The sequence below is a fragment of the Pseudomonas sp. IT-P176 genome, from assembly GCF_949767245.1.
GTDB lineage: Bacteria > Pseudomonadota > Gammaproteobacteria > Pseudomonadales > Pseudomonadaceae > Aquipseudomonas.
In genome coordinates this window covers 1-26,209 of record NZ_CATKPN010000029.1, presented here as the reverse complement: position 1 = coordinate 26,209, position 26,209 = coordinate 1, and the positions used below count along the sequence as shown (strand labels likewise).

The window sequence follows — 26,209 nt, the reverse complement described above, 5'->3', positions numbered from 1 at the left end:
TTCATACGGCATCAAACCGGCCTGGATGCAGACTGACAGAAGATAAACGCCAACAGGCAGCACTGCAAAGTGCTGCCTGTGCGTGAACAGCATAGAGGCGTCCGGCGAACTTACTCGCTGGAGAGCAGATCCATGGTGTGCTTATCCATCATTTCCAATGCACGGCCACCGCCGCGAGCAACACACGTCAGCGGATCTTCGGCGACGATCACCGGCAGCCCGGTTTCCTGGGCCAGCAGCTTGTCGAGGTCACGCAGCAAGGCGCCACCACCGGTCAGTACCAGGCCACGCTCGGCGATATCGGACGCCAGTTCCGGCGGCGATTGCTCCAGCGCGCTTTTTACCGCCTGGACGATAGTCGCCAGCGACTCTTGCAGGGCTTCGAGCACTTCATTGGAGTTCAGGGTAAAGGCACGTGGAACGCCTTCCGCCAGGTTACGGCCGCGAACATCGACTTCGCGTACTTCACCGCCTGGATAGGCAGTACCGATTTCCTGCTTGATGCGCTCGGCGGTGGACTCACCGATCAGGCTGCCGTAGTTGCGGCGCACGTAGGTGATGATCGCTTCGTCGAAACGGTCGCCGCCAACCCGTACGGATTCGGCGTAGACCACACCATTGAGGGAGATCAGCGCGATTTCAGTGGTACCGCCACCGATATCGACCACCATCGAACCGCGAGCTTCTTCAACCGGCAGGCCGGCACCGATGGCCGCGGCCATTGGCTCTTCGATCAGGAATACTTCACGGGCACCAGCCCCCAGGGCCGACTCACGGATGGCGCGGCGCTCAACCTGGGTGGATTTGCAAGGAACGCAGATCAACACGCGAGGGCTAGGCTGCAGGAAGCTGTTTTCGTGAACCTTGTTGATGAAATACTGAAGCATCTTTTCGCAAACGCTGAAGTCGGCGATCACGCCGTCCTTCATCGGACGAATGGCAGCAATGTTGCCCGGTGTACGGCCCAGCATGCGCTTGGCTTCCGTGCCGACAGCAACAACACTTTTCTGGTTACCGTGCGTCCGAATGGCCACAACCGATGGCTCATTCAGGACGATACCGCGCTCACGCACGTAAATAAGGGTGTTGGCAGTGCCCAGGTCAATGGAAAGATCGCTGGAAAACATGCCACGCAGTTTCTTGAACATGGGAAAGGGACCCTAGGCAACGCGTGGGTAAAAAAGTGCGGCAAACTCTAACAACGACAGGGATTTTGGGCAAGGCGCCAATATGTTAAATTGGCAGCTTTTCCGTGCACCAACCCCCACAATCGCGGCCTTATGACCGTAGAAATGCGGTAGTGTTCCGACAATCTAACACACGGACGACCTCCGTTTTGTTTTCCACTGGAGAATCCCATGGCGCTTGAACGCTCCGACGTGGAAAAAATCGCTCATTTGGCCTGCCTTGGCCTCAATGAAGCCGATCTTCCACATATCACTTCGGCCCTGAACAGCATTCTCGGGCTGGTCGACGAAATGCAGGCGGTCGATACCGACGGTATCGAACCGCTGGCCCACCCCCTGGAAGCCAGCCAGCGCCTGCGTGCAGACGTTGTGACCGAGTCCAATCACCGCGAGGCCTATCAGTCCATCGCACCAGCGGTCGAAAACGGCCTGTACCTGGTTCCGAAAGTCATCGACTAAAGGGAAAGAGCCTGCAATGCATCAATTGACTCTGGCCGAGATCGCCCGCGGACTCGCCGACAAGAAGTTTTCCTCCGAAGAGCTGACCAAGGTTCTGCTGGCGCGTATCGCCCAGCTGGACCCGCAGCTCAACAGCTTCATCAGCCTCACCGAAGAGCTGGCGCTGCAGCAGGCGCAAGCCGCCGACGCACGCCGCGCCAAGGGTGAGACCGGGGCCTTGCTGGGCGCGCCGATCGCCCACAAGGACCTGTTCTGCACCCAGGGGATCCGCACCAGCTGCGGCTCGAAGATGCTCGACAACTTCAAGGCCCCGTACGACGCCACCGTGGTCGCCAAGCTGGCCGCCGCCGGCGCCGTGACCCTGGGCAAGACCAACATGGACGAATTCGCCATGGGCTCGGCCAACGAGTCGAGCTACTACGGCGCCGTGAAGAACCCGTGGAACCTGGAGCACGTGCCAGGCGGCTCGTCCGGTGGTTCGGCCGCCGCCGTTGCCGCGCGCCTGCTGCCAGCGGCCACCGCCACCGACACCGGTGGATCTATCCGACAGCCGGCAGCCTTCACCAACCTCACCGGTCTGAAACCGACGTACGGTCGTGTTTCGCGCTGGGGCATGATCGCCTACGCGTCCAGCCTCGATCAGGGTGGCCCGTTGGCCCGCACCGCCGAAGACTGCGCAATTTTGTTGCAAGGAATGGCTGGCTTCGATGCGAACGACTCCACCAGCATCGACGAACCCGTGCCGGACTACAGCGCCAGCCTCAACGGCTCACTGCAGGGCCTGCGCATCGGCGTGCCGAAAGAGTACTTCAGCGAAGGTCTCGACCCGCGCATCGCCGAACTGATCCATAACAGCGTCAAGGAGCTGCAGAAGCTCGGTGCCGTGGTCAAGGAAATCAGCCTGCCGAACATGCAGCACGCGATCCCTGCGTACTACGTGATCGCGCCCGCCGAAGCCTCTTCCAACCTGTCGCGGTTCGACGGCGTGCGCTTTGGCTATCGTTGTGAAGACCCGAAAGACCTGACCGACCTGTACAAGCGTTCGCGCGGTGAAGGTTTTGGTGCCGAAGTCCAGCGCCGGATCATGGTCGGTGCCTACGCCCTGTCGGCCGGTTACTACGACGCCTACTACCTGAAGGCGCAAAAGATCCGTCGCCTGGTCAAGAACGACTTCATGGCTGCGTTCAATGAGGTCGACATCATCCTCGGCCCAACCACGCCGAACCCGGCCTGGAAACTCGGCGCCAAGAACAGCGACCCGGTCGCTGCGTACCTGGAAGACGTCTACACCATCACCGCCAACCTCGCGGGCCTGCCAGGCCTGTCGATGCCAGCCGGTTTTGTCGATGGCTTGCCGGTCGGCGTGCAACTGCTCGCCCCGTACTTCCAGGAAGGCCGCTTGCTCAACGTTGCGCACCAGTATCAGTTGCACACTGACTGGCACACCCGCACCCCGACAGGCTTCTGAGGAGAAACACATGCAATGGGAAGTTGTGATCGGGCTGGAGATTCATACCCAGCTCGCCACCCAATCGAAGATTTTCTCCGGCAGCGCCACCACCTTCGGTTCCGAACCGAACACCCAGGCCAGCCTGGTAGACCTGGGCATGCCTGGTGTACTGCCGGTGCTGAACCAGGAAGCGGTGCGCATGGCGGTGATGTTCGGCCTGGCGATTGACGCCGAGATCGGCCAGCACAACGTGTTCGCCCGCAAGAACTACTTCTACCCGGACCTGCCCAAGGGCTACCAGATCAGCCAGATGGAACTGCCGATCGTCGGCAAGGGCTACCTGGATATCCCCCTGGAAGACGGCACCATCAAACGTGTCGGCGTGACCCGCGCGCACCTGGAAGAAGATGCTGGCAAGAGCCTGCATGAAGAGTTCAACGGCGCCACCGGCATCGACCTGAACCGTGCCGGCACCCCGCTGCTGGAGATCGTTTCCGAGCCGGACATGCGCAGCGCCAAGGAAGCCGTGGCCTACGTCAAGACGATCCATGCACTGGTACGTTACCTGGGCATCTGCGATGGCAACATGGCCGAAGGCTCGTTGCGTTGCGACTGCAACGTCTCGGTGCGGCCAAAAGGCCAGGTCGAGTACGGCACCCGCTGCGAGATCAAGAACGTCAACTCGTTCCGCTTCATCGAGAAGGCGATCAACACCGAAGTACGTCGCCAGATCGAACTGATCGAAGACGGCGGCAAGGTGATCCAGCAGACGCGCCTGTACGATCCGAACAAAGACGAAACCCGCGCCATGCGCAGCAAAGAGGAAGCCAACGACTACCGTTACTTCCCCGATCCGGACTTGTTGCCAGTGGTGCTTGAGGACTCGTTCCTCAACGACATCCGCGCCACCTTGCCAGAACTGCCGCCGCAAAAACGCGAGCGCTTCCAGGACCAGTTCGGCCTGTCGGTCTACGATGCCAGCGTCCTGGCTTCGAGCCGCGAGCAAGCCGACTACTTCGAAAAAGTAGTGAGCATTGCCGGCGACGCCAAGCTGGCGGCCAACTGGGTCATGGTTGAACTGGGCAGCCTGTTGAACAAGCAGGGCTTGGAAATCGACGCAGCCCCGGTAACTGCCGAGCAACTGGGCGGCATGCTGTTGCGGATCAAGGACAACACCATCTCCGGCAAGATCGCCAAGACCGTGTTCGAAGCCATGGCCAACGGCGAAGGCAGCAGCGACGAGATCATCGACAAGCGTGGCCTCAAGCAAGTCACCGACAGCGGCGCGATCTCGGCGGTGCTCGATGAAATGCTCGCGGCCAATGCCGAGCAGGTTGAACAGTACCGCGCGGCAGACGAAGCCAAACGCGGCAAGATGTTCGGCTTCTTCGTCGGCCAGGCCATGAAAGCCTCCAAAGGCAAGGCCAACCCGCAACAGGTCAACGAACTGCTGAAAAGCAAGCTCGAAGGCTGATAACAATGGAGCCAGCAGTCAACACTGGCTCCACTCCCCGTGGGAGCGAGCCGGCTCGCGATAGCGGTTCGGCATTCAACTTTGCGTTGACTGCCGAACCGCTATCGCGAGCAGACGAAGCTCCCACGCTTGTTGCAGAGTCCCTTTTGATGAAACGTCTGCTTAGCGCCTGCGCCCTGCTCTCCCTGCTGGCCGGCTGTGCCAGCCACGACGTCGACCCCCGGGGCTACGACGAAACCGGAACCGCCTCCTATTACGGCGCCAAACACCATGGCAAACGCACCGCCAGCGGCGAGCCGTTTGACCAGTACGCCATGACCGCCGCCCACCGCCAACTGCCCTTCGGCACACGGGTGAAGGTCACCAACCTGAAAAACGACAAGAGTGTGGTGGTCCGCATCAACGACCGCGGCCCGCATACCCGTGGCCGCCTGATCGACTTGTCACGCGGGGCCGCCGACAAGTTGGGCATGCTGCGCAGTGGCACCGCGCGGGTTCGCGTACAAGCCCTGAACAACTGACCGGGAGCCACGACCATTTCCGGATTAGCCCAATTACCCCTGCCCAACGTGCTGCAACTGCTCTGCGCCCTGCTCCTGCTGGTCGCCGGCGCCGAGTTGCTGGTGCGTGCCGCCGTGCGCCTGGCCGCTCACCTCAGGGTCCGGCCGCTGGTCATCGGCCTGAGCATGGTCGCCTTCGGCAGCAGCGCGCCACAAATGGCCGTGAGCCTGCAAGCCGCCCTCGGGCAGAGCAGCGACATCGCCGTCGGCAGCGTGATCGGCAGCAACATCTTCAACATCCTGGTAACCCTCGGCCTATCGGCACTGATCATCCCCTTGCGGGTTGCCCGGCAACTGGTGCGCCTCGACATCCCGCTGCTGATCGGCGCCAGCCTGCTGGTGTTCGCCCTGGCCTGGAACGAACAACTGAGCGCCCTCGATGGTGGTGTGCTGCTGGCTGCGTTGGCGCTGTACCTGGGCCTGCTGTGGCGCCAGTCGCGGCCCACCACCCGCCCATCTCGGCCGACAGCCGACGCGCCGCGCACGCCCTGGTTGAGCAGCGTCCTGCTGATGCTTGCCGGGCTGGGCTTGCTGGTGTTCGCCGGGCACTTGCTGCTCGATGCGACGGTAGCACTGGCCAGCAAGCTGGGCCTGTCCGAGCGCATCATCGGCCTGACCGTCGTCGCCGTCAGCACCTCCCTGCCCCAGCTCGCCACCTCGCTGATTGCCGCGCTGCGCGGCCAGCGTGACATCGCCGTGGGCAACGTGATCGGCGGCAACCTGTTCAACCTGCTGGGCGTCCTGGGGATCACCGCCCTGCTGGCACCGGTGCCGCTGTCGGTCTCCCCCAATGCCCTGGATTTCGATCTGCCGGTGATGCTCGGTGTCACCTTGCTGTGCTTGCCCGTGTTCTATTCCGGCTACCGCATCACCCGCGCCGAAGGCCTGCTGTTCCTCGCCCTGTACCTGGCATACGGGCTGCATGTGGTGTCGTTCACCACCGGCATGCCGCTGGCCGGCAAGCTGGAACAACTGATGCTGCTGTGCGTCTTGCCGGCCCTGCTGGCATTTTTACTGTTCACCTCAGTGCGCGCCTGGCGCCGCCAACACAACAAAAGAGAATCGCCATGACCGACTCCGCAAGCTCCAGCAAACCCACCGGTATCGAAGTCCGCCGCCAGGTCATGGGCGACGCCTTTGTCGACCGCTCCATGGGCAATGCCACCGACCTGACCCGACCGTTCCAGGAGTTCGTCAACGAACACGCCTGGGGAGCGGTATGGAATCGTGGTGGCCTGGAACTGAAGACCCGCAGCCTGATCACCCTCGCCGCCCTTACTTCGCTCAAGTGCCCCCAGGAACTCAAGGGGCACGTGCGCGGGGCGCTGAACAACGGCTGCACGGTGGACGAGATTCGCGAAACCCTGATGCATTGCGCGGTCTACGCCGGGGTTCCGGCGGTGATGGAGGCGTTCCGCGCAGCGCAGGAAGTGATCGACAGCTACCAGAATCCGGAGTGACCCTGTTGCGTTGAAGTGGACAGGCCCTTCAGATCCAGCCGCCCCACTGCAGCAGGAAGATCCCGACGTTAGTCGTCACCGCCGCCATCAAGGTGGTGATGACAATGATCGCCGCCGCCAGCTCATGATTGCCATTGGCCGCCCGGGCCATGACAAAACTTGCAGCGGCGGTCGGGCTGCCGAAGTACAGGAACAGAATCCCCAGCTCCGCCCCACGAAAGCCCCATAGCCAGGCACCCAGCGTGGCCAGTATCGGCAAGCCGATCATCTTCACCAGGCTCGAGCTCAAGGCCATGTTGCCGCTTTTGCGCAGTGCCGCCATGGAGAGCGTGCCGCCGATACAGATCAGCGCCAGCGGCAAGGTGGTTTGCGCCAGGTACTGCCCGGAAGTTTCCAGCCATCCCGGCAAGCCGATCTTGAAATAGGCGAACGGTGCGGCCGCAATCACGCTGATGATCAGCGGGTTGCTGAATACGCTTTTGCAGATGCTCCACGGATCGGACTTGATCACTGGGCTGTACACCGCCAGCACGATGGTCGACAGGGTGTTGTAGAACAGGATCACCAGCGCCGCGAGAATCGCCCCCAGGGAAATTCCGTAGTCGCCATACATGCTCGCCGCCAGCGCCAGGCCGATGACCCCGTTGTTGCCACGAAACGCTCCCTGGGTGTAGATCCCGCGGTCTTCGCGCGGGCACTTGAAAATCGCCCAGCCCCAGGCAATGGCAAAGCACACCAGGGTCGCGAGGGAGAAGTAGATCAGCAGCGCCGGTTGCAACGCCGCATGCAGGTCGGCATGCAGGATGCCCAGAAACAGCAACGCCGGCATGGTGACGTTGAACACCAGTGCCGACGCCGTGTGGATGAAGTTGTCGTTGATCCAGTCGATGCGCTTGAGCAGTACACCCAGAAACAGCATGGCAAAGACGGGCGCGGTGATGTTCAGGGTTTCAAGAAAGATGGCCAGCATGCCGGGTGAACCTTGAGGGCGTCGTTAGGGGGCTAATGATAAGCCACCAAGGACATCGGCGTCTGCGAGCTCGCCATCGCGAGCAAGCTCGCTCCCACAGGATCCTCGGTGTTCACGCGTTTTATGCAACGCAAAAAATCACTGTGGGAGCTGGCGCCCGCTTGCGGCTTGCCAGCGATGAACGATAACGCGGTCTTAGGTTATGGGCGCCGGATTGAACAAGGTGATGTCATTATGCAGCTTGTGCTTTTCAGCCCACGTCTGCTGTTTGCCGCTGGCCACGTCCAGGTAGTAGTGGAACAGCTCCCAGCCCAGTTCCTCGATGGACGCCCGCCCGGTGGCGATGCGCCCGGCATCGATGTCGATCAGGTCTGGCCAGCGTTGCGCCAGTTCGGTGCGGGTCGAAACCTTCACCACCGGTGCCATGGCCAGCCCATAGGGCGTACCCCGGCCGGTGGTGAATACATGCAGGTTCATCCCCGCCGCCAGTTGCAGCGTCCCACAGACAAAGTCGCTGGCCGGGGTCGCACAGAAAATCAGCCCTTTGCGCTTGAACCGCTCGCCCGGACCGAGCACGCCATTGATCGCACTGCTACCGGACTTGACGATCGACCCCAGGGACTTCTCGACAATGTTCGATAACCCGCCCTTCTTGTTGCCCGGCGTGGTGTTGGCACTACGATCCGCCTCGCCCTTGGCCAGGTAACGGTCGTACCAGTCCATTTCCCGCACCAGTTCCTGGGCCACGTCCTGGTTTTCCGCGCGCGAGGTCAGCAGGTAAATGGCATCGCGCACTTCGGTGACTTCGGAAAACATCACCGTGGCACCGGCCCGCAGCAGCAGGTCCGAGGCATATCCGAGCGCCGGGTTGGCGGTGATCCCGGAAAACGCATCGCTGCCGCCACACTGCATGCCGAGGATCAACTCCGACGCCGGCACGGTTTCCCGACGCCTGCGATCGAGCTTCTTCAAGCGCGTCTCGGCCAACTCCATGATCTGCTCGATCATTTCGGTGAAGCCGTGACTGGAATCCTGCAAGCGGTAGAGCCATGGCTCGCTCAAATCCACCGAACTGTCGTCCTCGTGCATCACCTGCCCGGCCTGCAATTTCTCGCAGCCGAGACTGATCACCAGCGCTTCGCCACCGAGGTTCGGGTTGCGCGCCAGATTGCGCACCGTGCGAATCGGAATGTATGCGTCGGTGGCAGTGATGGCCACGCCGCAGCCGTAGCTGTGGGTCAACGCCACCACGTCATCGACATGCGGGTACTTGGGCAGCAACTCGTCCTTGATCCGCTTGACCGCGTGATCGAGTACCCCGGTGACGCATTGCACGGTGGTAGTGATCCCGAGAATGTTGCGGGTGCCGACGGTACCGTCGGCGTTGCGATAACCCTCGAAGGTGTAGCCTTCCAGTGGTGCCTGGGCTGCCGGCACCTCAGTGGACAGCGGCAGGCTGTCCAGCGGCGGCGCGGTCGGCATGCGCAGTTGATCTTCCTTGACCCAGCTACCTCGGGGAATCGGCTGCAAGGCGTAGCCAATAGTCTGGCCGTAACGAATCACCTGGCCACCTTCTGGAATGTCCTCCAGGGTGACCTTGTGGCTCTGTGGCACGAAGTCCACGGTGACCAGGCCGTCCGCAAATTCGGTACCGGCCGGTACGCCCTGATCGTTGACCACGATCACTACGTTATCCCGCTCGTGCAGGCGGATGTAGCGCGGCGAGTCGGAATGTTCAATCAACTGCATGACGCCGCTCCTCAGGAATGCGCTTGGGATAATTTGCCGGAGGCTTCAGGCCCGTTGACCGGCGGCTCCTTGAGCACTACGCGCTTGATCGGACCAACGATCACCAGGTAGCTGAACACCGCGACCAGCGCGTTGCAGCCGACAAACACCAGCGCCCACTTGAACGAACCGGTGGAACTGATGATGTAGCCGATGACAATCGGTGTGGTGATCGAGGCAATGTTGCCAAAGGTGTTGAACAGACCGCCACTGAGACCGGCAATCTGTTTCGGCGAAGTGTCGGATACCACCGCCCAACCCAGGGCGCCAACGCCTTTGCCGAAGAAGGCCAGGGCCATGAAGCCCACCACCATCCATTCCACGTCCACATAGTTGCAGGCCACGATACTGCTGGAGACCAGCAGGCCGGCAATGATCGGCGCCTTGCGGGCGAAGGTCAGGGAATGGCCTTTGCGCAGCAGGTAGTCGGAAATCACCCCGCCGAGTACACCACCGATGAAGCCGCAGATGGCCGGCAACGAGGCAATGAAACCGGCCTTGAGAATGGTCATGCCACGTTCTTGGACCAGGTACACCGGGAACCAGGTCAGGAAGAAGTAAGTGATGCCGTTGATGCAGTACTGGCCCAGGTAGACGCCGAGCATCATGCGGTTGGTCAACAACTGGCGAATGTAGTCCCACTTCGGTCCGTCGGCTTTCTTGCCCTGGCCCTTGTCGTGGTCCATGTCGACCATGCCGCCGTTGTCGGCAATGTGCTTGAACTCGGCCTCATTGATCATCGGATGCTGGCGTGGGCTGTAGATCACCTTGAGCCAGATACCGGAGAAGATGATGCCGATTACGCCCATGACGATGAACACGTGCTGCCAGCCGAAGCTGTAGACGATCCAGCCCATCAGCGGTGCAAACAGCACCGTGGCGAAGTATTGCGCGGAGTTGAAGATCGCCGAGGCCGTGCCACGTTCCGCAGTCGGGAACCAGGCCGCAACGATGCGGGCGTTACCCGGGAAGGATGGCGCTTCGGCCAGGCCCACCAGAAAGCGCAGCATGAACAACGCGACGACCGCGGTCGACATGCCAAATTCACCGACATAGCCTTGCAGCACGGTGAACAGCGACCAGGTGAAGATGCTCAGGGCGTAGATTTTTTTCGAACCGAATCGGTCCAGCAGCCAGCCACCGGGAATTTGCCCGGCCACGTAGGCCCAACCGAATGCGGAAAAGATGTAACCGAGGGTGACCGCGTCGATACCGAGGTCTTTCTGCAGGCTGGAACCTGCGATGGCGATAGTGGCACGGTCGGCGTAGTTGATCGTGGTCACCAGAAACAGCATGAGCAGGATCAAATAGCGGACGTGGGTCGGCTTGGTCGCTTGCATGTACGTGTACTCCCACTGATTATTTTTATGCGCGGGTGAATCTGTCAGTGCGGTATCCGGTGGACCCGGATACCGCGGTGCAGCGGGTTACGATCCGATGTAAGAAGTTTTTACGACCGTGTAAAACTCTTGTGCATAGCGACCTTGCTCACGAGATCCATAGGATGAACCTTTTCGCCCACCAAACGGAACGTGGTAATCCACACCGGCGGTCGGCAGGTTGACCATCACCATCCCAGCCTGGGAGTGGCGCTTGAAGTGGTTGGCGTGTTTCAGCGAGGTAGTGCAGATACCTGCCGACAAGCCGAACTCGGTGTCATTGGCCATGGCCAGCGCCGCCTCGTAGTCGGCGACCCTGACGATATTGGCCACCGGACCGAAGATTTCTTCACGGCTGATGCGCATGCCTGCTTCGCTGTCGGCAAACAACGTCGGGGCAAGGAAATAGCCTTCGGTGTCGCAAGTCACCAGCGACCCGCCACTGACCAGGCGCGCACCTTCGGACTGGCCGATGTCGATGTATTTCAGGTCCTGTTCAAGCTGGGCCTGGGACACCACCGGACCAATGTCGGTGCCGGACTGCAGCGCATGGCCGACCTTGATCGACTTCATTCTTTGGGCCATGGCCGCGACGAACCGGTCGTGAATCCCGGCGGTGACAATCAACCGGCTCGAGGCCGTGCAACGCTGGCCAGTGGAGTAGAATGCGCTCTGTACCGACAACTCGACCGCCTGCTGCAGGTCGGCGTCGTCGAGAATGATCTGCGGGTTCTTGCCACCCATTTCCAGCTGCACCTTGGCTTGGCGCGAAACACAGTTGACCGCAATCTGCCGACCCACACCCACCGAGCCGGTAAAGCTGATGCCATCGACTTTCGGGCTGTTGACCAGCGCCTCGCCGACCACACGACCGCTGCCCATCACCAGGTTGAACACCCCAGCCGGGAAACCGGCACGGGAGATGATTTCCGCCAGCGCCCAGGCGCAACCCGGTACCAGGTCAGCCGGCTTGAGCACCACACAGTTGCCATAAGCCAGGGCCGGGGCGATTTTCCACGCGGGGATCGCGATCGGGAAGTTCCACGGAGTAATCAGGCCAACCACGCCGAGGGCTTCACGGGTGACTTCAACGTTGACCCCCGGGCGCACGGACGGCAGGTAGTCGCCGGACAGACGCAGGCATTCACCGGCGAAAAACTTGAAGATGTTGCCCGCGCGGGACACCTCGCCAATGGCTTCGGGCAGAGTCTTGCCCTCTTCGCGCGCCAGCAGGGTGCCCAGTTCTTCGCGACGCGCGAGGATTTCGCTACCGACTTTGTCCAGCGCATCGCTGCGGGCCTGGATACCTGAAGTCGACCAGGCCGGGAATGCAGCGCGTGCAGCATCGATGGCGGCGTTCACCTGGGCCAGGTCGGCCTTGGCGTATTCGCCCACCACATCGGACAGGTCCGAGGGGTTGATGTTGGCCGAATAGTCCGCACCGGCAACCCATTGGCCAGCGATGTAGTTGTCGAATCTTTTTACGTCTGCCACGGCAATCTCCTTACGCAAAAGGCCGCTGATTACTCAGCGGCCTTGTTTAATCGGTTTGTTACTGCGCACCTTGCTTGTCGATCAAGGCGGCCAGTGCTTCGTATTCTTCAGGCAGCAGATCGGTCAGCGGGGCACGTACAGGACCTGCGTCGTAACCGGAGATTTTCGCGCCAGCCTTGACGATGCTCACTGCGTAACCGGCCTTGCGGTTGCGGATATCCAGGTACGGCAGGAAGAAGTCATCGATGATCTTGCCGACGGTGGCGTGGTCTTCACGGGCAATGGCACGGTAGAAGTCCATCGCGGTTTTCGGGATGAAGTTGAACACCGCCGACGAATAAACCGGTACACCCAGGGCCTTGTAGGCCGCGGCGTAGACTTCTGCGGTTGGCAGGCCGCCGAGGTAGCTGAAGCGATCACCGAGGCGGCGACGGATCGACACCATCAACTCGATATCGCCCAGGCCGTCCTTGTAGCCGATCAGGTTCGGGCAGCGTTCGGCCAGGCGCTCGAGCAGCGGCGCGGTCAGGCGGCAAACGTTACGGTTGTAGACCACCACACCGATCTTCACCGATTTGCACACGGCTTCAACGTGGGCGGCAACGCCATCCTGGCTGGCTTCAGTCAGGTAGTGCGGCAGCAGCAACAGGCCCTTGGCGCCCAGACGCTCGGCCTCTTGTGCATATTCGATGGCCTGGCGGGTGGAACCACCCACGCCGGCCAGGATCGGCACGCTGGTTTCACAGGTGTCGACGGCGGTCTTGATGATTTCCGAGTATTCGCTGGCGGCCAGGGAGAAAAACTCGCCGGTGCCACCGGCGGCGAACAGTGCCGAGGCACCATACGGGGCCAGCCATTCCAGGCGCTTGATGTAGCCAGCGCGGTTGAAGTCGCCCTGGGCATTAAAGTCAGTCACCGGGAAAGACAGCAGGCCGGAAGAGAGGATGGACTTCAGTTCTTGTGGATTCATTATTCGAACACCCTAAGTAGCACGTTGTGATGAAAGCCGCTCAGCGTCATGCTGATGTTGTATGTCATCGTACAACTTAAAATACAACCGTCAACTGCATTTCATCATCCACAGGCCAAGCCAGCCCTTCTCGAGACCTGGATTTATGTCTAAGTAATTGATTTAAATCTGTTAAATACGAAAACAAAAAAACATCCCTGAAGCAGCTGATCAGCGCTTCTGCTTTTTCTGTTATGGGATGTCCTACGGCAAACACCGGCAATTGCGATGCGAACCTCACAACAGTGGGCATTGCGCCCACTGTGGGTTGCGACGAGCTGTTTAGCCGCGCTGGGCCTGGGCCTCTTCGTGGGCATGGCGCAGGCGCTCACGGCTGTTGGTCAGGTGCAGGCGCATGGCGGCGCGGGCTGCATCCGAATCCTGGCGCGCGATGGCGTCGTAGATTTCATCGTGCTCACGGGCCAGCCGGCTCATGTAGTGCTGGTGGTCATCATGGGCCAGGCGTGCCGAGTTGAGGCGGGTACGCGGGATGATGCTGGTACCCAGGTGGGTCATGATGTCGGTGAAGTAGCGGTTGCCGGTGGCCAGGGCAATCTGCAGGTGGAACTGGAAGTCCGAAGCCACCGCGTCCCCGGCATGCGCAGCGCTTTCATTCAGCGCATCCAGCGCCGCCCGCATCAAGGCCAGTTGCTCGGGGCTGCGGCGTTGCGCGGCCAGCCCGGCAGATTCGACTTCCAGGCTGATGCGCAACTCCAGTACTGCCAGCACGTCACGCAGGGTGACCACGGTGGCCGGATCGATGCGAAATCCGCTAGGGCTTGGGGTGTCGAGCACAAAGGTGCCGATCCCGTGGCGGGTTTCCACCTGCCCCGCAGCCTGCAAGCGCGAGATCGCTTCACGGACCACCGTACGGCTGACGCCGTGGGCCTCCATGATCGCCGACTCAGTGGGTAACTTGTCGCCACGCTTGAGCAAGCCGTCGCGAATCTGCTCGGACAGCACCGTCACCAGTTCCTGCGCGAGGCTACGGCGCTTGCGGGGCAGACGAGGGACGTCGATCGGGTTTTCCATGGTCAAGATCAATCTCAGGCAAGCAGTGATACGCACATCATAGCGCAGGGCGGTTGTACGATCACTGTTGACCTATATTTGCAGTGGGATCAGGCCGTCACGGTCTGCTCCTGCAGATGGCCGTTGTCGATCCGCACATGGCGCGGATGGAACCGTTTCAGGCTGCTGCGGTGGCCGACGCTGACGATGCTCAAGCCCGGCAGTTGATCGATCAGCGCCTGGTACAGCGTGGCCTCGTCTTCCTCGTCCATCGCCGAAGTGGCTTCGTCCATGTACAGCCATTGCGGTGCATAAAGCAGCGCACGGGCGAATGCCAGGCGTTGCTGTTCACCCGGCGACAGCATGCGCTGCCAGTGGTTGGCTTCATCCAGGCGCGGCACCAGATGGGGCAGGCGACAGGTCTCCAGCACCTGCACGTAGCGCTCATGCGGATAGGTATCGCCGGACTGTGGATAACTCAAGGCTTCACGCAGCGTGCCAATCGGCAGGTAGGGTTTCTGCGGCAGGAACAGGTAGCGCGCACTGGGCAGGCGAATGGCCCCATGCCCGGCCGGCCATAAACCGCCCATGGCCCGCAACAGGGTACTTTTGCCGCTACCCGAGCGACCGCTGAGCATCAGCCTGTCGCCCTGCTCCACAGTCATGTCGGCGCTGGTCAGCAGATGACGACCATCCGCCAGGTCCAGGCCCACCTGCTGCACTTGCAGCTCAGCGCCCTCCTGGCGTACATCGATGGCCGGCGCCCGCTCTTCGTTTTCGCTCATGGCCTGGCGAAAACTCAACAACCGGTCACAGGTGGCACGCCAGGCTGCCAGGTCGGCGTAGGCGCTGATGAACCAGCTGAAGTTCTCCTGCACGTTGCCAAAAGCCGAGTTGATCTGCATCAGTTCCCCCAGCTCGATCTTGCCGGAGAAATACCGTGGCGCCGCGACGATGAACGGGAAGATGATCGCGATCTGACCGTAACCCGCGGTGAAGAAAGTCAGGCGCTTGGACACTTTCATGATGTCCCAGAAGTTGTGCCAGACCATGCCGAACCGCGTACTCAAGCGCTGGTTTTCATTCGCCTCGCCGTTGTAAAGCGCAATGCTCTCGGCATTCTCGCGGACCCGCACCATGGAGAACCGCAGGTCGGCTTCAAAGCGTTGTTGCTGGTTGTTCAGGCCGATCAGGCGGCGACCGATCAGGTGGGTGATCCAACTGCCCACCAGCGCGTAGACCAGGGCGCACCAGAACATATAGCCAGGAATGGTGTAGCCAAATACTTCGATACTGCCGGAAACGCCCCACAGGATGATCGAGAACGACACCAGGCTGACCACGGTGCGAATCAGCCCCAGGCCCAGGCTCAGGGTGTTGCTGGTGAAACTGTTGAGGTCTTCGGAGATTCGCTGGTCCGGGTTGTCGGTGTAACCGCCCTGCTCCAGCTGGTAGTAGTTCTTGTGCCCGAGCCAGCGGGCGAAGTGTTTCTCGGTGAGCCAGGCACGCCAGCGGATGGTCAGCATCTGGGTCAGGTACAAACGGTAGACCGCCCCCAGGATCGCCACCGCGGCAATCCCGCAGAAATACAGGATCAGGCTCCAGAACGCGGCATCGTCCTTCTTTTGCAGGGCGTTGTAGAAGTCCTTGTACCAACTGTTGATCCACACGGAGATCGCCACGCTGAACAGCGACAGGCCGATCACCGCAATCAACAGCAACCAGGCCTTGCCCTTCTCTTCACTGCGCCAATAAGGCGTGATCATCTGCCAGACACGGCGGAAAAACTGACCGCGCACCGCATCGTTGACCGCGCAATATTCAGCGTTCTGATTCATGGTTCAGGCTCGGTAGGAAACACAGGGAGTACGAACCGATCATAGATGATCGGTTCATTTTGTCCGGGTGGCTGGCGATTTTCGTTCAGCGACGGTTCAGCGGCGAACCGGACGCTTCTGCAGTTTGCGCTGCAGGGTGCGCCGATGCATGCCCAGGGCGCGGGCGGTGGCGGAGATGTTGCCTTCGTGCTCGGTGAGGACGCGCTGGATGTGTTCCCACTGCAGGCGGTCCACCGACATCGGGTTTTCCGGCACCAGGGTATCGAGGTCGGCATGCTCGGACAGCAAGGCGGCCAGCACATCATCGGCATCGGCCGGTTTGCACAGGTAATTGCAGGCGCCGCGCTTGATCGCCTCGACGGCTGTGGCAATGCTCGAGTAACCGGTGAGGATTACCACGCGCATTTCCGGGTCGAGCTCCAGCAGCTTGGGCAGCAGCACCAATCCCGAATCGCCATCCATTTTCAGGTCCAGTGCGGCGTAGTCCGGCAGGTCCTGCTGTGCGATGACCAGGCCTTCCTCGGCGGAACCGGCGGTGCTGACGCGAAAACCGCGGCGGCTCATGGCGCGAGCCATGACGCGGGTGAAAGTAGCGTCGTCGTCTACCAGCAATAAATGCGGCAGGTCTTCGCCTTCGACTTGGATCTCGTCACTCATGGTCGTCTCCTCGTGCGGCACGGGGCAGGCGCAGCTCGGTGAGCGTACCGCCTTCCTCATGACTATAGAGTTTCACTGAGCCGCCGGCGCGTGTCACGCTGGCCTTGCTCAAAAACAGGCCCAGGCCGAAACCTTTGCCCTTGGTGGTAAAAAATGGCTTGCCGATCTGCTCGGCAATGGCCAGCGGCACACCGGCACCGTGGTCGCGAATACTGATGGTCAGCTCCACGGCGTCCCAGTCCAGCGTCACTTCCAGTCCTTCCGGGCAGGCGTCGGCGGCATTGTTCAGCAGGTTGAGCAAGGCCTGGGTCAGGTCCGGCGGCGGTGCCAGGCGCGGTTCGCTGCCTTCCCCCTTCCGCTGCAGGCGGTAAGTGGCTTCCGGACGCATCAGGTGCCAGCGGTCGAGCGCTTCGTTGAGCCAGACGCTGACGTCCTGCATGTCCACTGCCAGGCGGCGATTGTTCTCGGCGGCGCGCACCAGTTGCTGCAAGGTCTGCTTGCAGAGCTTCACCTGGTCCTGCAGCACGCTCAAGTCCTCGCGCAGCAGCGGGTCATGATGATCTTGCAGCATCTCGTTGATCAACACGCTCATGGTCGCCAGCGGGGTGCCCAATTCATGGGCGGCGCCAGCAGCCTGGGTGGCCACGGCCAGCAACTGTTGATCGCGCAGCCCCTCTTCCCGGCGGATCGCCCGCAGCTCTTCCTGGCGGCGCAGCTCTTCGGCCATGCGCGCGGCAAAGAAGGTGATGACCGCCGCCGCCAGGGCGAAACTCAGCCACATCCCATAGATCTGCATCTTTTCCCGGTACATCGGGAAGGTTTCCAGGGGGTAGAACTGCGCCAGCAGCAAGGTGTACATGGTCAGCGCAATGCCCGACAGAATCACCGAATAGCGCCACGGCAAGGTCACGGCAGCGATGGTCAGCGGCACCAGGTAATAAGAGACGAACGGGTTGGTCGAACCGCCCGAGAAATACAGCAGCGCACTGTGGATAAACAGGTCGCAGGCCAGTTGCACGGCGTACTCGAGCTCAGTCACCGGCCACGAGGTGCGCAGCCGGATGGCGGTAAAGGCGCACAGCAGCATCGAGCAACCGAGGGTCGCGGCCAGCTCCAGCCAGGGCAGCGGCAGCAGGTCGAACCAATAGGCGAGCCCCACCGAACCGGCCTGGGCGGCCAGCACCAGGGTGCGGATGAACGTCAGTCGCCAGAGGTTTTGGCGAGTCGCGGAAAGTAGTTGTACGGGGGCGAGCATGAGCTCTCCTGATGAGCGCTCCAGGCGGATCGCGTCGAGTATAACCAAGCAGGGGGCCTGACAGGCAAAACTGCGGCAAAGCGACACAGGGCAATTGACCGCGCTGCGACCACCTGGCGCTAACTGTATAGAAGTTGTAACCGGCTGAACCGGACAATAGCAGCTAGAGTCTGATGGTTTTACGCAGGCTCGCAACCTTACCCCTGCGCACCACCCAAGGAGCTTTGATGAACACATTTCGCCGCAGTGCCGCCCTTCTCGCCCTCAGTGCCGGCGCCCTGGCCAGCCTCCCGGCCCTGGCCGCGGACGAGCTGCACTACAACCAGATTTCCCTGCGCGCCGAAGTCAGCCAGGAAGTGGCCCGCGACCTGATGATAGTGACCCTCTACACCGAAGAGCAGAATGCCGACCCGGCCAAGCTGGCGGCCGTGGTGAGCACCGCGATGAACAAGGCACTGGGCCAAGCGCGGCAGGTCAAGGATGTGACCCTGCGCCAGGGCAGCCGCAACAGCTACCCGATCTACGACGACAAGGGCCAGAAGATCACCGGCTGGCGTGAGCGCGCCGAACTGCGCCTGGAAAGCTCGGACTTCGCCGCCCTGTCCAAACTCACCGGTGAACTGCTCGGCGACCTGAAGATGGCCGGCATGGACTTCGCCATCGCCACCCCGACCCGCAAGGCCAGCGAGGATGCGCTGCTCAAGGAAGCGGTCAACGCCTTCAAGGCCCGCGCCCAACTGACCACCGAAGCCCTGGGTGGCAAGGGTTACAAAATCGTCAACCTGAACCTCAACAGCAACGGTTATCCACAGCCTTACCTGCGCGCGCCGATGATGATGAAAGCGGCCGCAATGGATTCCGCCCCGGTGACCCCGCAAGTGGAAGCCGGCACCAGCCAGGTCAGCATGTCGGCCGACGGTTCTATTGAAGTGTTGATGCCGTAACGCTTGTGGAAGCTGGTCGGGCGGCGTTGATGCAGTTTACGTGAGACCGCATCAACGCCGTTCGCAGGCAAGCCTTGGTCATACAGATCTACCCTGCGCCAATCCCCCCTCGTCATCGCGAAAAACCCGTCTAGGCTGTACGTATGGCTGGGTAACATCGCGCCTCGGCAAGGTGCGCCAACTGTGCTATCAGCACACATTTGGTGCGCCTATCGCACCGAAATACCCCCGCGCAAACGATCAAATGCGTCAAAGTTTATAGGAATGCGACATTAAGGTACGTTCGTACCACTGTTTAAGACTTGTAGCCGCTCTGGATCTTGCATTGGGTATAGGCCCTGCATAAGTATCCGCAGGTCGACTCACGAGGTCGTCCTCTAATTCCAAAAATGACAACAATCATGAGGCCACCATGCTCAAACACGCGGTCATTCCGTTTTTAGTCGGCGCCAGCTTGCTTGCTAGCGCACCCTTCGCCTCCGCGGCGACTAACCTGGTGTTTTGCTCCGAAGGGAGCCCGGCCGGTTTTGATCCTGGCCAGTACACCACCGGAACCGACTTCGACGCCTCGGCAGAGACCATGTTCAACCGCCTGAGCCAGTTCGAACGTGGCGGCACCGCTGTTGTTCCAGGCCTGGCCACCAGCTGGGACGTGTCCCCGGATGGCCTGACCTACACCTTCCACCTGCGCGAAGGGGTCAAGTTCCACACCACGCCCTACTTCAAGCCGACCCGTGAATTCAACGCCGACGACGTGCTGTTTACCTTCAACCGCATGATCGACAAAGACATGCCGTTCCGCAAAGCCTACCCCACCGAGTTCCCGTACTTCACGGACATGGGGATGGACACCAACATCAAGAACATCGAAAAAATCGACGACAAGACCGTCAAGTTCACCTTGGGCACGGTCGACGCCGCGTTCATCCAGAACCTGGCCATGAGCTTTGCCTCGATCCAGTCTGCCGAGTACGCCGACAAACTGTTGAAGGAAGGCAAGCCGGGCGACATCAACCAGAAGCCGATCGGCACTGGCCCGTTCGTGTTCAAGAGCTACCAGAAAGACTCCAACATCCGTTACACCGGCAACAAGGACTACTGGAAGCCTGAAGACGTCAAGATCGACAACCTGATCTTCGCCATCACCACCGACCCGTCGGTGCGTATCCAGAAGCTGAAGAAAAACGAATGCCAGGTCACCCTGTTCCCACGTCCGGCCGACCTCAAGGCCCTGGGTGAAGACAAGGACCTGAAACTGCCGCATCAGGCGGGTTTCAACCTCGGCTACATTGCCTACAACGTGATGCCGGTCCTCAAGGGCCGTACCGACGCCAACCCACTGGCCAAGCTGGAAGTGCGCCAGGCGCTGGACATGGCGGTGAACAAGCAGCAGATCATCGACTCGGTCTACCAGGGCGCTGGCCAACTGGCCGTCAATGCCATGCCGCCAACCCAGTGGTCCTATGACGACACCATCAAGGACGCCAAGTACGACCCTGAAAAGGCCAAGGAACTGCTGAAAAAGGCTGACATCAAGCCGGGCACCGAAATCACCCTGTGGGCCATGCCGGTCCAGCGTCCGTACAACCCGAACGCCAAGCTGATGGCAGAAATGCTGCAGTCGGATTGGGCGAAAATCGGCCTCAAGGTCAACATCGTCAGCTACGAATGGGGCGAGTACATCAAGCGCTCCAAAGGTGGCGAGAACCAGGCCATGATCATTGGCTGGAGCGGTGACAATGGTGACCCGGACAACTGGTTGAACGTACTGTTTGGCTGCGACTCCCTGAGCGGCAACAACTTCTCGAAATGGTGCGACAAGCCGTACGACACCATCATCAAGGAAGCCAAGGCCACCACCGACGTTGCCAAACGCACCGAGCTGTACAAGCAGGCGCAACACCTCCTCAAAGATGCAGTCCCGATGACACCTATCGCGCACTCGACGGTGTATCAGCCCATGCGCAACACCGTGCAGGACTTCAAGATCAGCCCGTTTGGCTTGAACTCCTTCTACGGCGTCAGCGTCAGCGTCAGCAAATAAGGTATTGCCGCGGCGACCTTGCTGAGGTCGTCGCGGCGCTATCTGCCAAGACAGCGGAATTGACCTACATCCCAAATCACTGCGGCCTACTGCCACGGGTTTAGGACGTATCGCCTTTTCTTACCTGTATTTAAGGCCTTTCGCATTTACCGCCCGACACTCGACTCACTAACGTCGAGGGTCCGACCGTACTGCGCCTGGAATGGCAATCGCTGAAACCCGTGGTTCTGTGCCCGCACGTCCCCGGACGGGACGAGGGCTCATGGTTTATTTCCAATAAGAGAGGGAGTGTCATGCGCCATACCTTGGTTTTATCCGCCCTACTGGGCAGCGGCCTGTTGGCCGCCACCTCCATCAGCCAGGCCGCCAGCAACAGCCTGGTTTTCTGCTCCGAAGGCAGCCCGGCGGGCTTCGACACTGCGCAATACACCACCGCCACCGACAACGATGCCGCCGAGCCACTGTACAACCGGCTGGCCGAGTTCGAGAAAGGCGCCACCAGCGTCGTTCCGGGCCTGGCGACCCGCTGGGATATTTCCGCAGACGGCCTGACCTACACCTTCCACCTGCGCGAAGGGGTGAAATTCCACACCACCAAGTACTTCACCCCGAGCCGGGATTTCAACGCCGACGACGTGCTGTTCACCTTCAACCGCATGCTTCACACCGACCACCCTTTCCGTAAGGCCTACCCCACTGAGTTCCCGTACTTCAACGGGATGAGCCTGAACAAGAACATCGCCAAGGTCGAAAAAACCGCGCCCCTGACCGTGGTCATGACCCTGAACTCAGTCGACGCTGCGTTCATCCAGAACCTCGCCATGAGTTTCGCCTCGATTCTCTCGGCCGAGTACGCCGACCAGTTGCTGGCCTCGGGCAAACCCAGCGACATCAACCAGAAGCCGGTGGGCACCGGGCCTTTCGTGTTCCAGCGTTACCAGAAGGACTCGCAGATTCGCTATGCGGGCAACAAACAGTACTGGGACCCGAGCCGAGTCAAACTCGACCAACTGATTTTTGCGATCAACACCGATGCCTCGGTACGGGTGCAGAAACTCAAGGCGGGCGAGTGCCAGGTCACGCTGCATCCGCGCCCGGCCGATGTCGAGGCGCTGAAAAAAGACCCGAAGCTGCAACTGATCGAAAAACCCGGGTTCAACCTCGGCTACATCGCCTACAACGTCCAGCACAAACCCTTCGACCAGCTCCAAGTGCGCCAGGCGCTGGACATGGCGGTGAACAAGCAAGGCATCCTCAACGCCGTGTACCAGGGCGCCGGGCAACTGGCGGTGAACGCCATGCCACCGACCCAGTGGTCCTACGACGACAGCATCAAGGATGCCGCCTATGACCCGGAAAAAGCCAAGGCACTGCTCAAGGCTGCCGGCGTCAAGGAAGGCACCGAAATCACCCTGTGGGCCATGCCGGTGCAGCGCCCGTACAACCCGAACGCCAAGCTGATGGCAGAAATGCTGCAGTCGGACTGGGCGAAAATCGGCTTGAAAGTGAAGATCGTCAGCTACGAATGGGGCGAGTACATCAAGCGCACCAAGAACGGCGAACACGACGTCAGCCTGATCGGCTGGACCGGGGACAATGGCGACCCGGACAACTGGCTCGGCACCCTGTACAGCTGCGACGCGATTGGCGGCAACAACTACTCCATGTGGTGCGACCCGCAATACGACAAGCTGATCAAACAGGCCAAGATCGTTACCGACCGCGAACAGCGCACGGTGCTCTACAAACAGGCCCAGCAGTTGCTCAAGCAGCAAGTGCCGATCACTCCTGTCGCCCACTCCACGGTCAACCAGCCATTGAGCGCCAAAGTCGAAGGATTCAAGGTCAGCCCCTTCGGGCGTAACGTGTTCTCGGGTGTCGGTATCGAGCAATAACTGATTAGCAGAACCTTGGGGGCGATTTTCGCCCTCACAGCAGACTGTTGCCTGAATTCGGCGATTTCGCCCCATGCAAACGTTTGCGATGCCTTGTATGAGTTCCACCCTCAATAGCCGGCTCAGTACAGGAGACCGGCAATAACAAGAGAAAAAAAGGAGCTTCACTGATGAAACTGAGCAACTCCGCCCTGTTGGCCCTGGCCATCAGCAGCATCACCGCAACCGCGTATGCCGAACCCCAGAGCCAGGCGTTCAACCCGGTGACGGTCAATACCAGCAATGCTCAATCCGAGGCCACCGGCTTCATCGAAGGCCAGACGATTAGCGGCAGTACCCGTAACTGGTACTCCAACGAACAACTCAAGCGTGGCGGCAAGTTCGCCTACAAGAAAAATGGTGTATCGACCCCCACCGATCGCCGGATCAACTGGGTCCAGGGCACCATCCTCAAGTACAACTCCGGCTTCACCGAGGGCACCGTCGGTTTCAGCACCGAGCTGGCGGCCTACAACGCAGTCGCGCTGGAACGTGATCGGGAAAACCTGGCCTCCAACAACGGCGGCGCTCCCGGCACTCGTCCTGGCGCCGGCAACAACCGGACCCTGACCAAAGAAGGCGGCGACGCCCAGGGGCAATGGAGCAAACTGGGCCTGGCCAACGTCAAGGCCCGCATCTCCAACACCACCCTGACTGCCGGGCGCATGAACTTCAGCAGCCCGCAAGTCGACGTCATCAGCAACCGTGCCCTGCCTTCGAGCTTCCAGGGCGTGGCCTTGCACAGTGAAGAGCTGAGCAACCTGGCCTTCGACGTGGCCACCTTCGATCGCAACTCGCCGCGTACCGAAGAAAGCCTGAGCAAATTCCGCTCCGAGTACGGCGCCATCGATGCCGAAGCCGATCACGTCAACACCGCAGGCATCAGCTACTCGCCGTTCGCCAGCCTGACCACCAGCCTCTGGGCCACCCAGGCCGAAGACATCTGGAACCAGTACTACTTCGGCGCCACCCACGTGCTGGGCGACAGCTCGGTGCTGAGCCTGACTACCGGCCTGAACTACTACAAGACCCAGGAAGAAGGCAAAGCCAAGCTGGGCGACATCGACAACGACACCTACTCCCTGTCGTTCGGCCTGACCCACCAGGCTCACACCCTGACCTTCTCCTACCAGGAAGTGAACGGTAACGAGTACTTCGACTACCTGCACGAAACCAACGGCATCTACCTGGCCAACTCCCTGCTGTCGGACTTCAACGGCCCGAACGAGAAATCCTTCCAGGTTTCCTATGGCCTGAACATGGCCGAGTACGGCGTACCGGGTCTCAAGTTCAACATCTACCAGGCACGCGGTTGGGGCATCGACGGCACCCACTACACCGGCACCGGCTATGACGGCATCCAGTCGCAAGACGGCGAACACCACTATGAATATGGGATTGGCAGCACTTACGCCATTCAAAGCGGTCCGCTGAAAGCCACCACCGTTCGCGCCACCTACACCGCACACCGGGCGAGCGAAAACCAGGCTGACGGCAGCATCAACGAATTCCGCCTGGTTACCACCATTCCGTTCAACGTCCTCTAAGGCGTGACAACCGCGGGGCCGATTCGACGAATCGGCCCCAACGACTAATCTGGCTCATGGAATACGGAGGGTTTATATGAAGATGCTTCCCTTGCGTGCGGTGGTCGCAGCCACCGTGCTGATGACCGCCATCGGTGCTTCGGCCAAACCCTTGGTGGTCTGCACCGAAGCCAGCCCGGAAGGTTTCGACCCGGTGCTCTACACCACCGCCGTAACGTCCGACGCAGCGGCGGAAACCCTGTTCAATCGGCTGGTGGATTTCAAGCCCGGCACCGCGCAGATCCAGCCGGCCCTGGCCGAAAGCTGGGAGATCAGCCCGGACGGCCTGCAATATACTTTCCACCTGCGCCCCGGCGTCGCGTTCCACACGACCGACTATTTCAAACCGACGCGCACACTCAATGCCGACGACGTGGTCTGGAGCTTCCAGCGTCAACTGGACCCCAACCACCCTTGGCACAAGCAATCTGCCGTCGGCTTTCCATACTTTGAAAGCATGGATTTCCAGAACCTGCTCAAGGCTGTCGAAAGAGTCGACGAGATGACTGTCAGGTTCACCCTGAACCGCCCTGAAGCTCCGTTCCTGCTGGACCTGGGCATGGCGTTCACCTCTATTCACTCGGCCGAGTACGCGGCGTTATTGCAAAAGGCCGACAAAATGGCCGACCTCAACAGCAAGCCGATCGGCACCGGTCCGTTCATCTTCCAGCGCTACGCCAAGGATGCCCAGGTCCGCTACAAGGCCAACCCGCAGTACTTCCGTGGCAAGCCGCCGGCTGATCCGTTGATTTTTGCCATCACCCCGGACAACAACACCCGCCTGCAAAAACTCAAGGCCAATGAGTGCCAGGTAGCGCTCTACCCTAAACCCGACGATGTCCCGAGCATCCAGGCCGACCCGGCCCTGCAAATCGCCACCATCGCGGCGATGTCCACCGGCTATACCGCGATCAACACCAGTCACAAATACCTGAGCGATGTGCGGGTGCGCCGTGCCATCGAGTTGGCCCTGGACAAACAGACCTATGTCGACACCCTGTACGGCAAGGGCAACGCGATTGCCGCGGTCAACCCCTACCCGCCCGCGCTGCTGGGCTATAACACCACGCTGAAGAACCCGCCCCAGGACCTCGACCAGGCGCGTGCGCTGCTCAAGGAAGCCGGTGTTCCGCCAGGCACGGTGTTCACCCTGTACACCCGCAACGCCGGTGGCCCGACCAACCCGAACCCGCAACTGGGCGCCCAGTTGATCCAGGCAGACCTGGCCAAGGTCGGTATCACCATCGACATCCGTGTCATGGAGTGGGCGGAGATGCTCAAGCGTGCGAAGAAAGGCGAACACGACATGGTGTCTGCCGGCTGGAGCGGCGACAACGGTGACCCGGATAACTTCCTCGGTCCGCTGCTGAGTTGCGAAGCCGCCAAAAACGGCGAAAACTACAGCCGCTGGTGCAACCCGCAATTCCAGGCGCTGATCACCCAGGCTCGGGCCACGATCGATACTGCCGAACGCGCCGCTCTCTATGAAAAAGCCCTGGTTATCCTGCACGACGAAGTGGTGTGGGTCGATCAGGCTCATCCCAAGATGTTTACCGCCCTGCGCAAGAACGTCGACGGTTACTACATGAACCCGCTGACCACCAATAACTTCGCCACCACCCAGGTGAAGTAGAAAAAACGCCGGCCACAGCCCGATCCTGGGCTGACCGGTACGCCTAACCGGCTGATGAGGTACACCAGAAGATGTTT

General features: G+C 60.8%; 21 protein-coding genes. 11 read left to right on the top strand and 10 right to left on the bottom strand.

Annotated elements, in window-relative coordinates:
- Positions 1–110: 110 nt before the first annotated feature.
- A complete protein-coding gene (gene mreB, locus ACM6IP_RS03195) occupies positions 111–1,148 on the bottom strand; it encodes a rod shape-determining protein MreB (protein WP_002555108.1) in 1,038 nt (345 codons plus the stop codon).
- A gap of 210 nt (positions 1,149–1,358) precedes the next feature.
- Between mreB and gatC the strand changes: the two genes are divergently transcribed.
- The 6 genes from gatC (at position 1,359) to ACM6IP_RS03165 (ending at position 6,590) form a co-directional block, all read left to right on the top strand.
- Positions 1,359–1,646 (top strand): Asp-tRNA(Asn)/Glu-tRNA(Gln) amidotransferase subunit GatC, encoded by a 288-nt coding sequence (gatC, locus tag ACM6IP_RS03190; RefSeq protein WP_020297123.1) that lies wholly within the window; start codon positions 1,359–1,361, stop codon positions 1,644–1,646.
- A gap of 16 nt (positions 1,647–1,662) precedes the next feature.
- Entirely contained in the window at positions 1,663–3,114 is a 1,452-nt protein-coding gene (gene gatA / locus ACM6IP_RS03185; RefSeq protein ID WP_414860937.1) for an Asp-tRNA(Asn)/Glu-tRNA(Gln) amidotransferase subunit GatA, read from the top strand.
- A gap of 10 nt (positions 3,115–3,124) precedes the next feature.
- The gene (gatB, locus tag ACM6IP_RS03180; protein ID WP_414860936.1) at positions 3,125–4,570 is read left to right on the top strand and encodes an Asp-tRNA(Asn)/Glu-tRNA(Gln) amidotransferase subunit GatB; all 1,446 of its coding nucleotides are present in this window, start codon (positions 3,125–3,127) and stop codon (positions 4,568–4,570) included.
- Between the two features lie 149 nt (positions 4,571–4,719).
- Positions 4,720–5,091 (top strand): septal ring lytic transglycosylase RlpA family protein, encoded by a 372-nt coding sequence (locus ACM6IP_RS03175; RefSeq protein WP_095169330.1) that lies wholly within the window; start codon positions 4,720–4,722, stop codon positions 5,089–5,091.
- Between the two features lie 48 nt (positions 5,092–5,139).
- Positions 5,140–6,201: a calcium/sodium antiporter gene (locus ACM6IP_RS03170; RefSeq protein WP_414860935.1), complete on the top strand. Its 1,062-nt coding sequence runs from the start codon at positions 5,140–5,142 to the stop codon at positions 6,199–6,201.
- Positions 6,198–6,590 (top strand): carboxymuconolactone decarboxylase family protein, encoded by a 393-nt coding sequence (locus ACM6IP_RS03165; protein WP_414860934.1) that lies wholly within the window; start codon positions 6,198–6,200, stop codon positions 6,588–6,590. The genes ACM6IP_RS03170 and ACM6IP_RS03165 overlap by 4 nt, the downstream gene beginning before the upstream one ends.
- A gap of 28 nt (positions 6,591–6,618) precedes the next feature.
- Here the strand turns inward: ACM6IP_RS03165 and ACM6IP_RS03160 are convergent, their stop codons facing one another.
- From ACM6IP_RS03160 to ACM6IP_RS03120, 9 genes are all read right to left on the bottom strand, one after another.
- Positions 6,619–7,560, bottom strand: coding sequence for an AEC family transporter (locus ACM6IP_RS03160; protein ID WP_095169327.1), 942 nt, complete (start codon positions 7,558–7,560; stop codon positions 6,619–6,621).
- Positions 7,561–7,755: 195 nt separating this feature from the next.
- Positions 7,756–9,309, bottom strand: coding sequence for a galactarate dehydratase (garD, locus tag ACM6IP_RS03155; RefSeq protein ID WP_095169326.1), 1,554 nt, complete (start codon positions 9,307–9,309; stop codon positions 7,756–7,758).
- Between the two features lie 11 nt (positions 9,310–9,320).
- Complete coding sequence (locus ACM6IP_RS03150) at positions 9,321–10,688, bottom strand: MFS transporter (protein WP_095169325.1); 1,368 nt, start codon at positions 10,686–10,688, stop codon at positions 9,321–9,323.
- A gap of 87 nt (positions 10,689–10,775) precedes the next feature.
- Positions 10,776–12,221, bottom strand: a complete 1,446-nt coding sequence (locus ACM6IP_RS03145) for an aldehyde dehydrogenase family protein (protein WP_414860933.1) — start codon at positions 12,219–12,221, stop codon at positions 10,776–10,778.
- 58 nt (positions 12,222–12,279) lie between these two features.
- Positions 12,280–13,191, bottom strand: a complete 912-nt coding sequence (gene kdgD / locus ACM6IP_RS03140; protein WP_095169323.1) for a 5-dehydro-4-deoxyglucarate dehydratase — start codon at positions 13,189–13,191, stop codon at positions 12,280–12,282.
- 321 nt (positions 13,192–13,512) lie between these two features.
- Entirely contained in the window at positions 13,513–14,262 is a 750-nt protein-coding gene (locus ACM6IP_RS03135; RefSeq protein WP_095169322.1) for a FadR/GntR family transcriptional regulator, read from the bottom strand.
- A gap of 89 nt (positions 14,263–14,351) precedes the next feature.
- A complete protein-coding gene (locus tag ACM6IP_RS03130) occupies positions 14,352–16,079 on the bottom strand; it encodes an ABC transporter ATP-binding protein/permease (RefSeq protein WP_159993750.1) in 1,728 nt (575 codons plus the stop codon).
- A 96-nt stretch (positions 16,080–16,175) separates the two neighbouring features.
- Positions 16,176–16,736: a response regulator transcription factor gene (locus ACM6IP_RS03125; RefSeq protein ID WP_095169320.1), complete on the bottom strand. Its 561-nt coding sequence runs from the start codon at positions 16,734–16,736 to the stop codon at positions 16,176–16,178.
- Entirely contained in the window at positions 16,729–17,991 is a 1,263-nt protein-coding gene (locus tag ACM6IP_RS03120; protein ID WP_095169319.1) for an ATP-binding protein, read from the bottom strand. The genes ACM6IP_RS03125 and ACM6IP_RS03120 overlap by 8 nt, the downstream gene beginning before the upstream one ends.
- Before the next feature lie 227 nt (positions 17,992–18,218).
- Here ACM6IP_RS03120 and ACM6IP_RS03115 point away from each other — a divergent pair, with 227 nt between their 5' ends.
- From ACM6IP_RS03115 to ACM6IP_RS03095, 5 genes are all read left to right on the top strand, one after another.
- A complete protein-coding gene (locus ACM6IP_RS03115) occupies positions 18,219–18,935 on the top strand; it encodes an SIMPL domain-containing protein (protein WP_401129318.1) in 717 nt (238 codons plus the stop codon).
- Between the two features lie 412 nt (positions 18,936–19,347).
- On the top strand, positions 19,348–20,979 hold the full coding sequence (locus ACM6IP_RS03110; protein WP_414860932.1) for an ABC transporter substrate-binding protein: 1,632 nt from the start codon (positions 19,348–19,350) through the stop codon (positions 20,977–20,979).
- A gap of 293 nt (positions 20,980–21,272) precedes the next feature.
- A complete protein-coding gene (locus ACM6IP_RS03105) occupies positions 21,273–22,874 on the top strand; it encodes an ABC transporter substrate-binding protein (RefSeq protein WP_159993748.1) in 1,602 nt (533 codons plus the stop codon).
- Positions 22,875–23,044: 170 nt separating this feature from the next.
- Positions 23,045–24,460 (top strand): OprD family porin, encoded by a 1,416-nt coding sequence (locus ACM6IP_RS03100; RefSeq protein ID WP_414860931.1) that lies wholly within the window; start codon positions 23,045–23,047, stop codon positions 24,458–24,460.
- A gap of 76 nt (positions 24,461–24,536) precedes the next feature.
- Complete coding sequence (locus ACM6IP_RS03095; protein ID WP_095169314.1) at positions 24,537–26,132, top strand: ABC transporter substrate-binding protein; 1,596 nt, start codon at positions 24,537–24,539, stop codon at positions 26,130–26,132.
- The last annotated feature ends 77 nt before the right edge of the window (positions 26,133–26,209 follow it).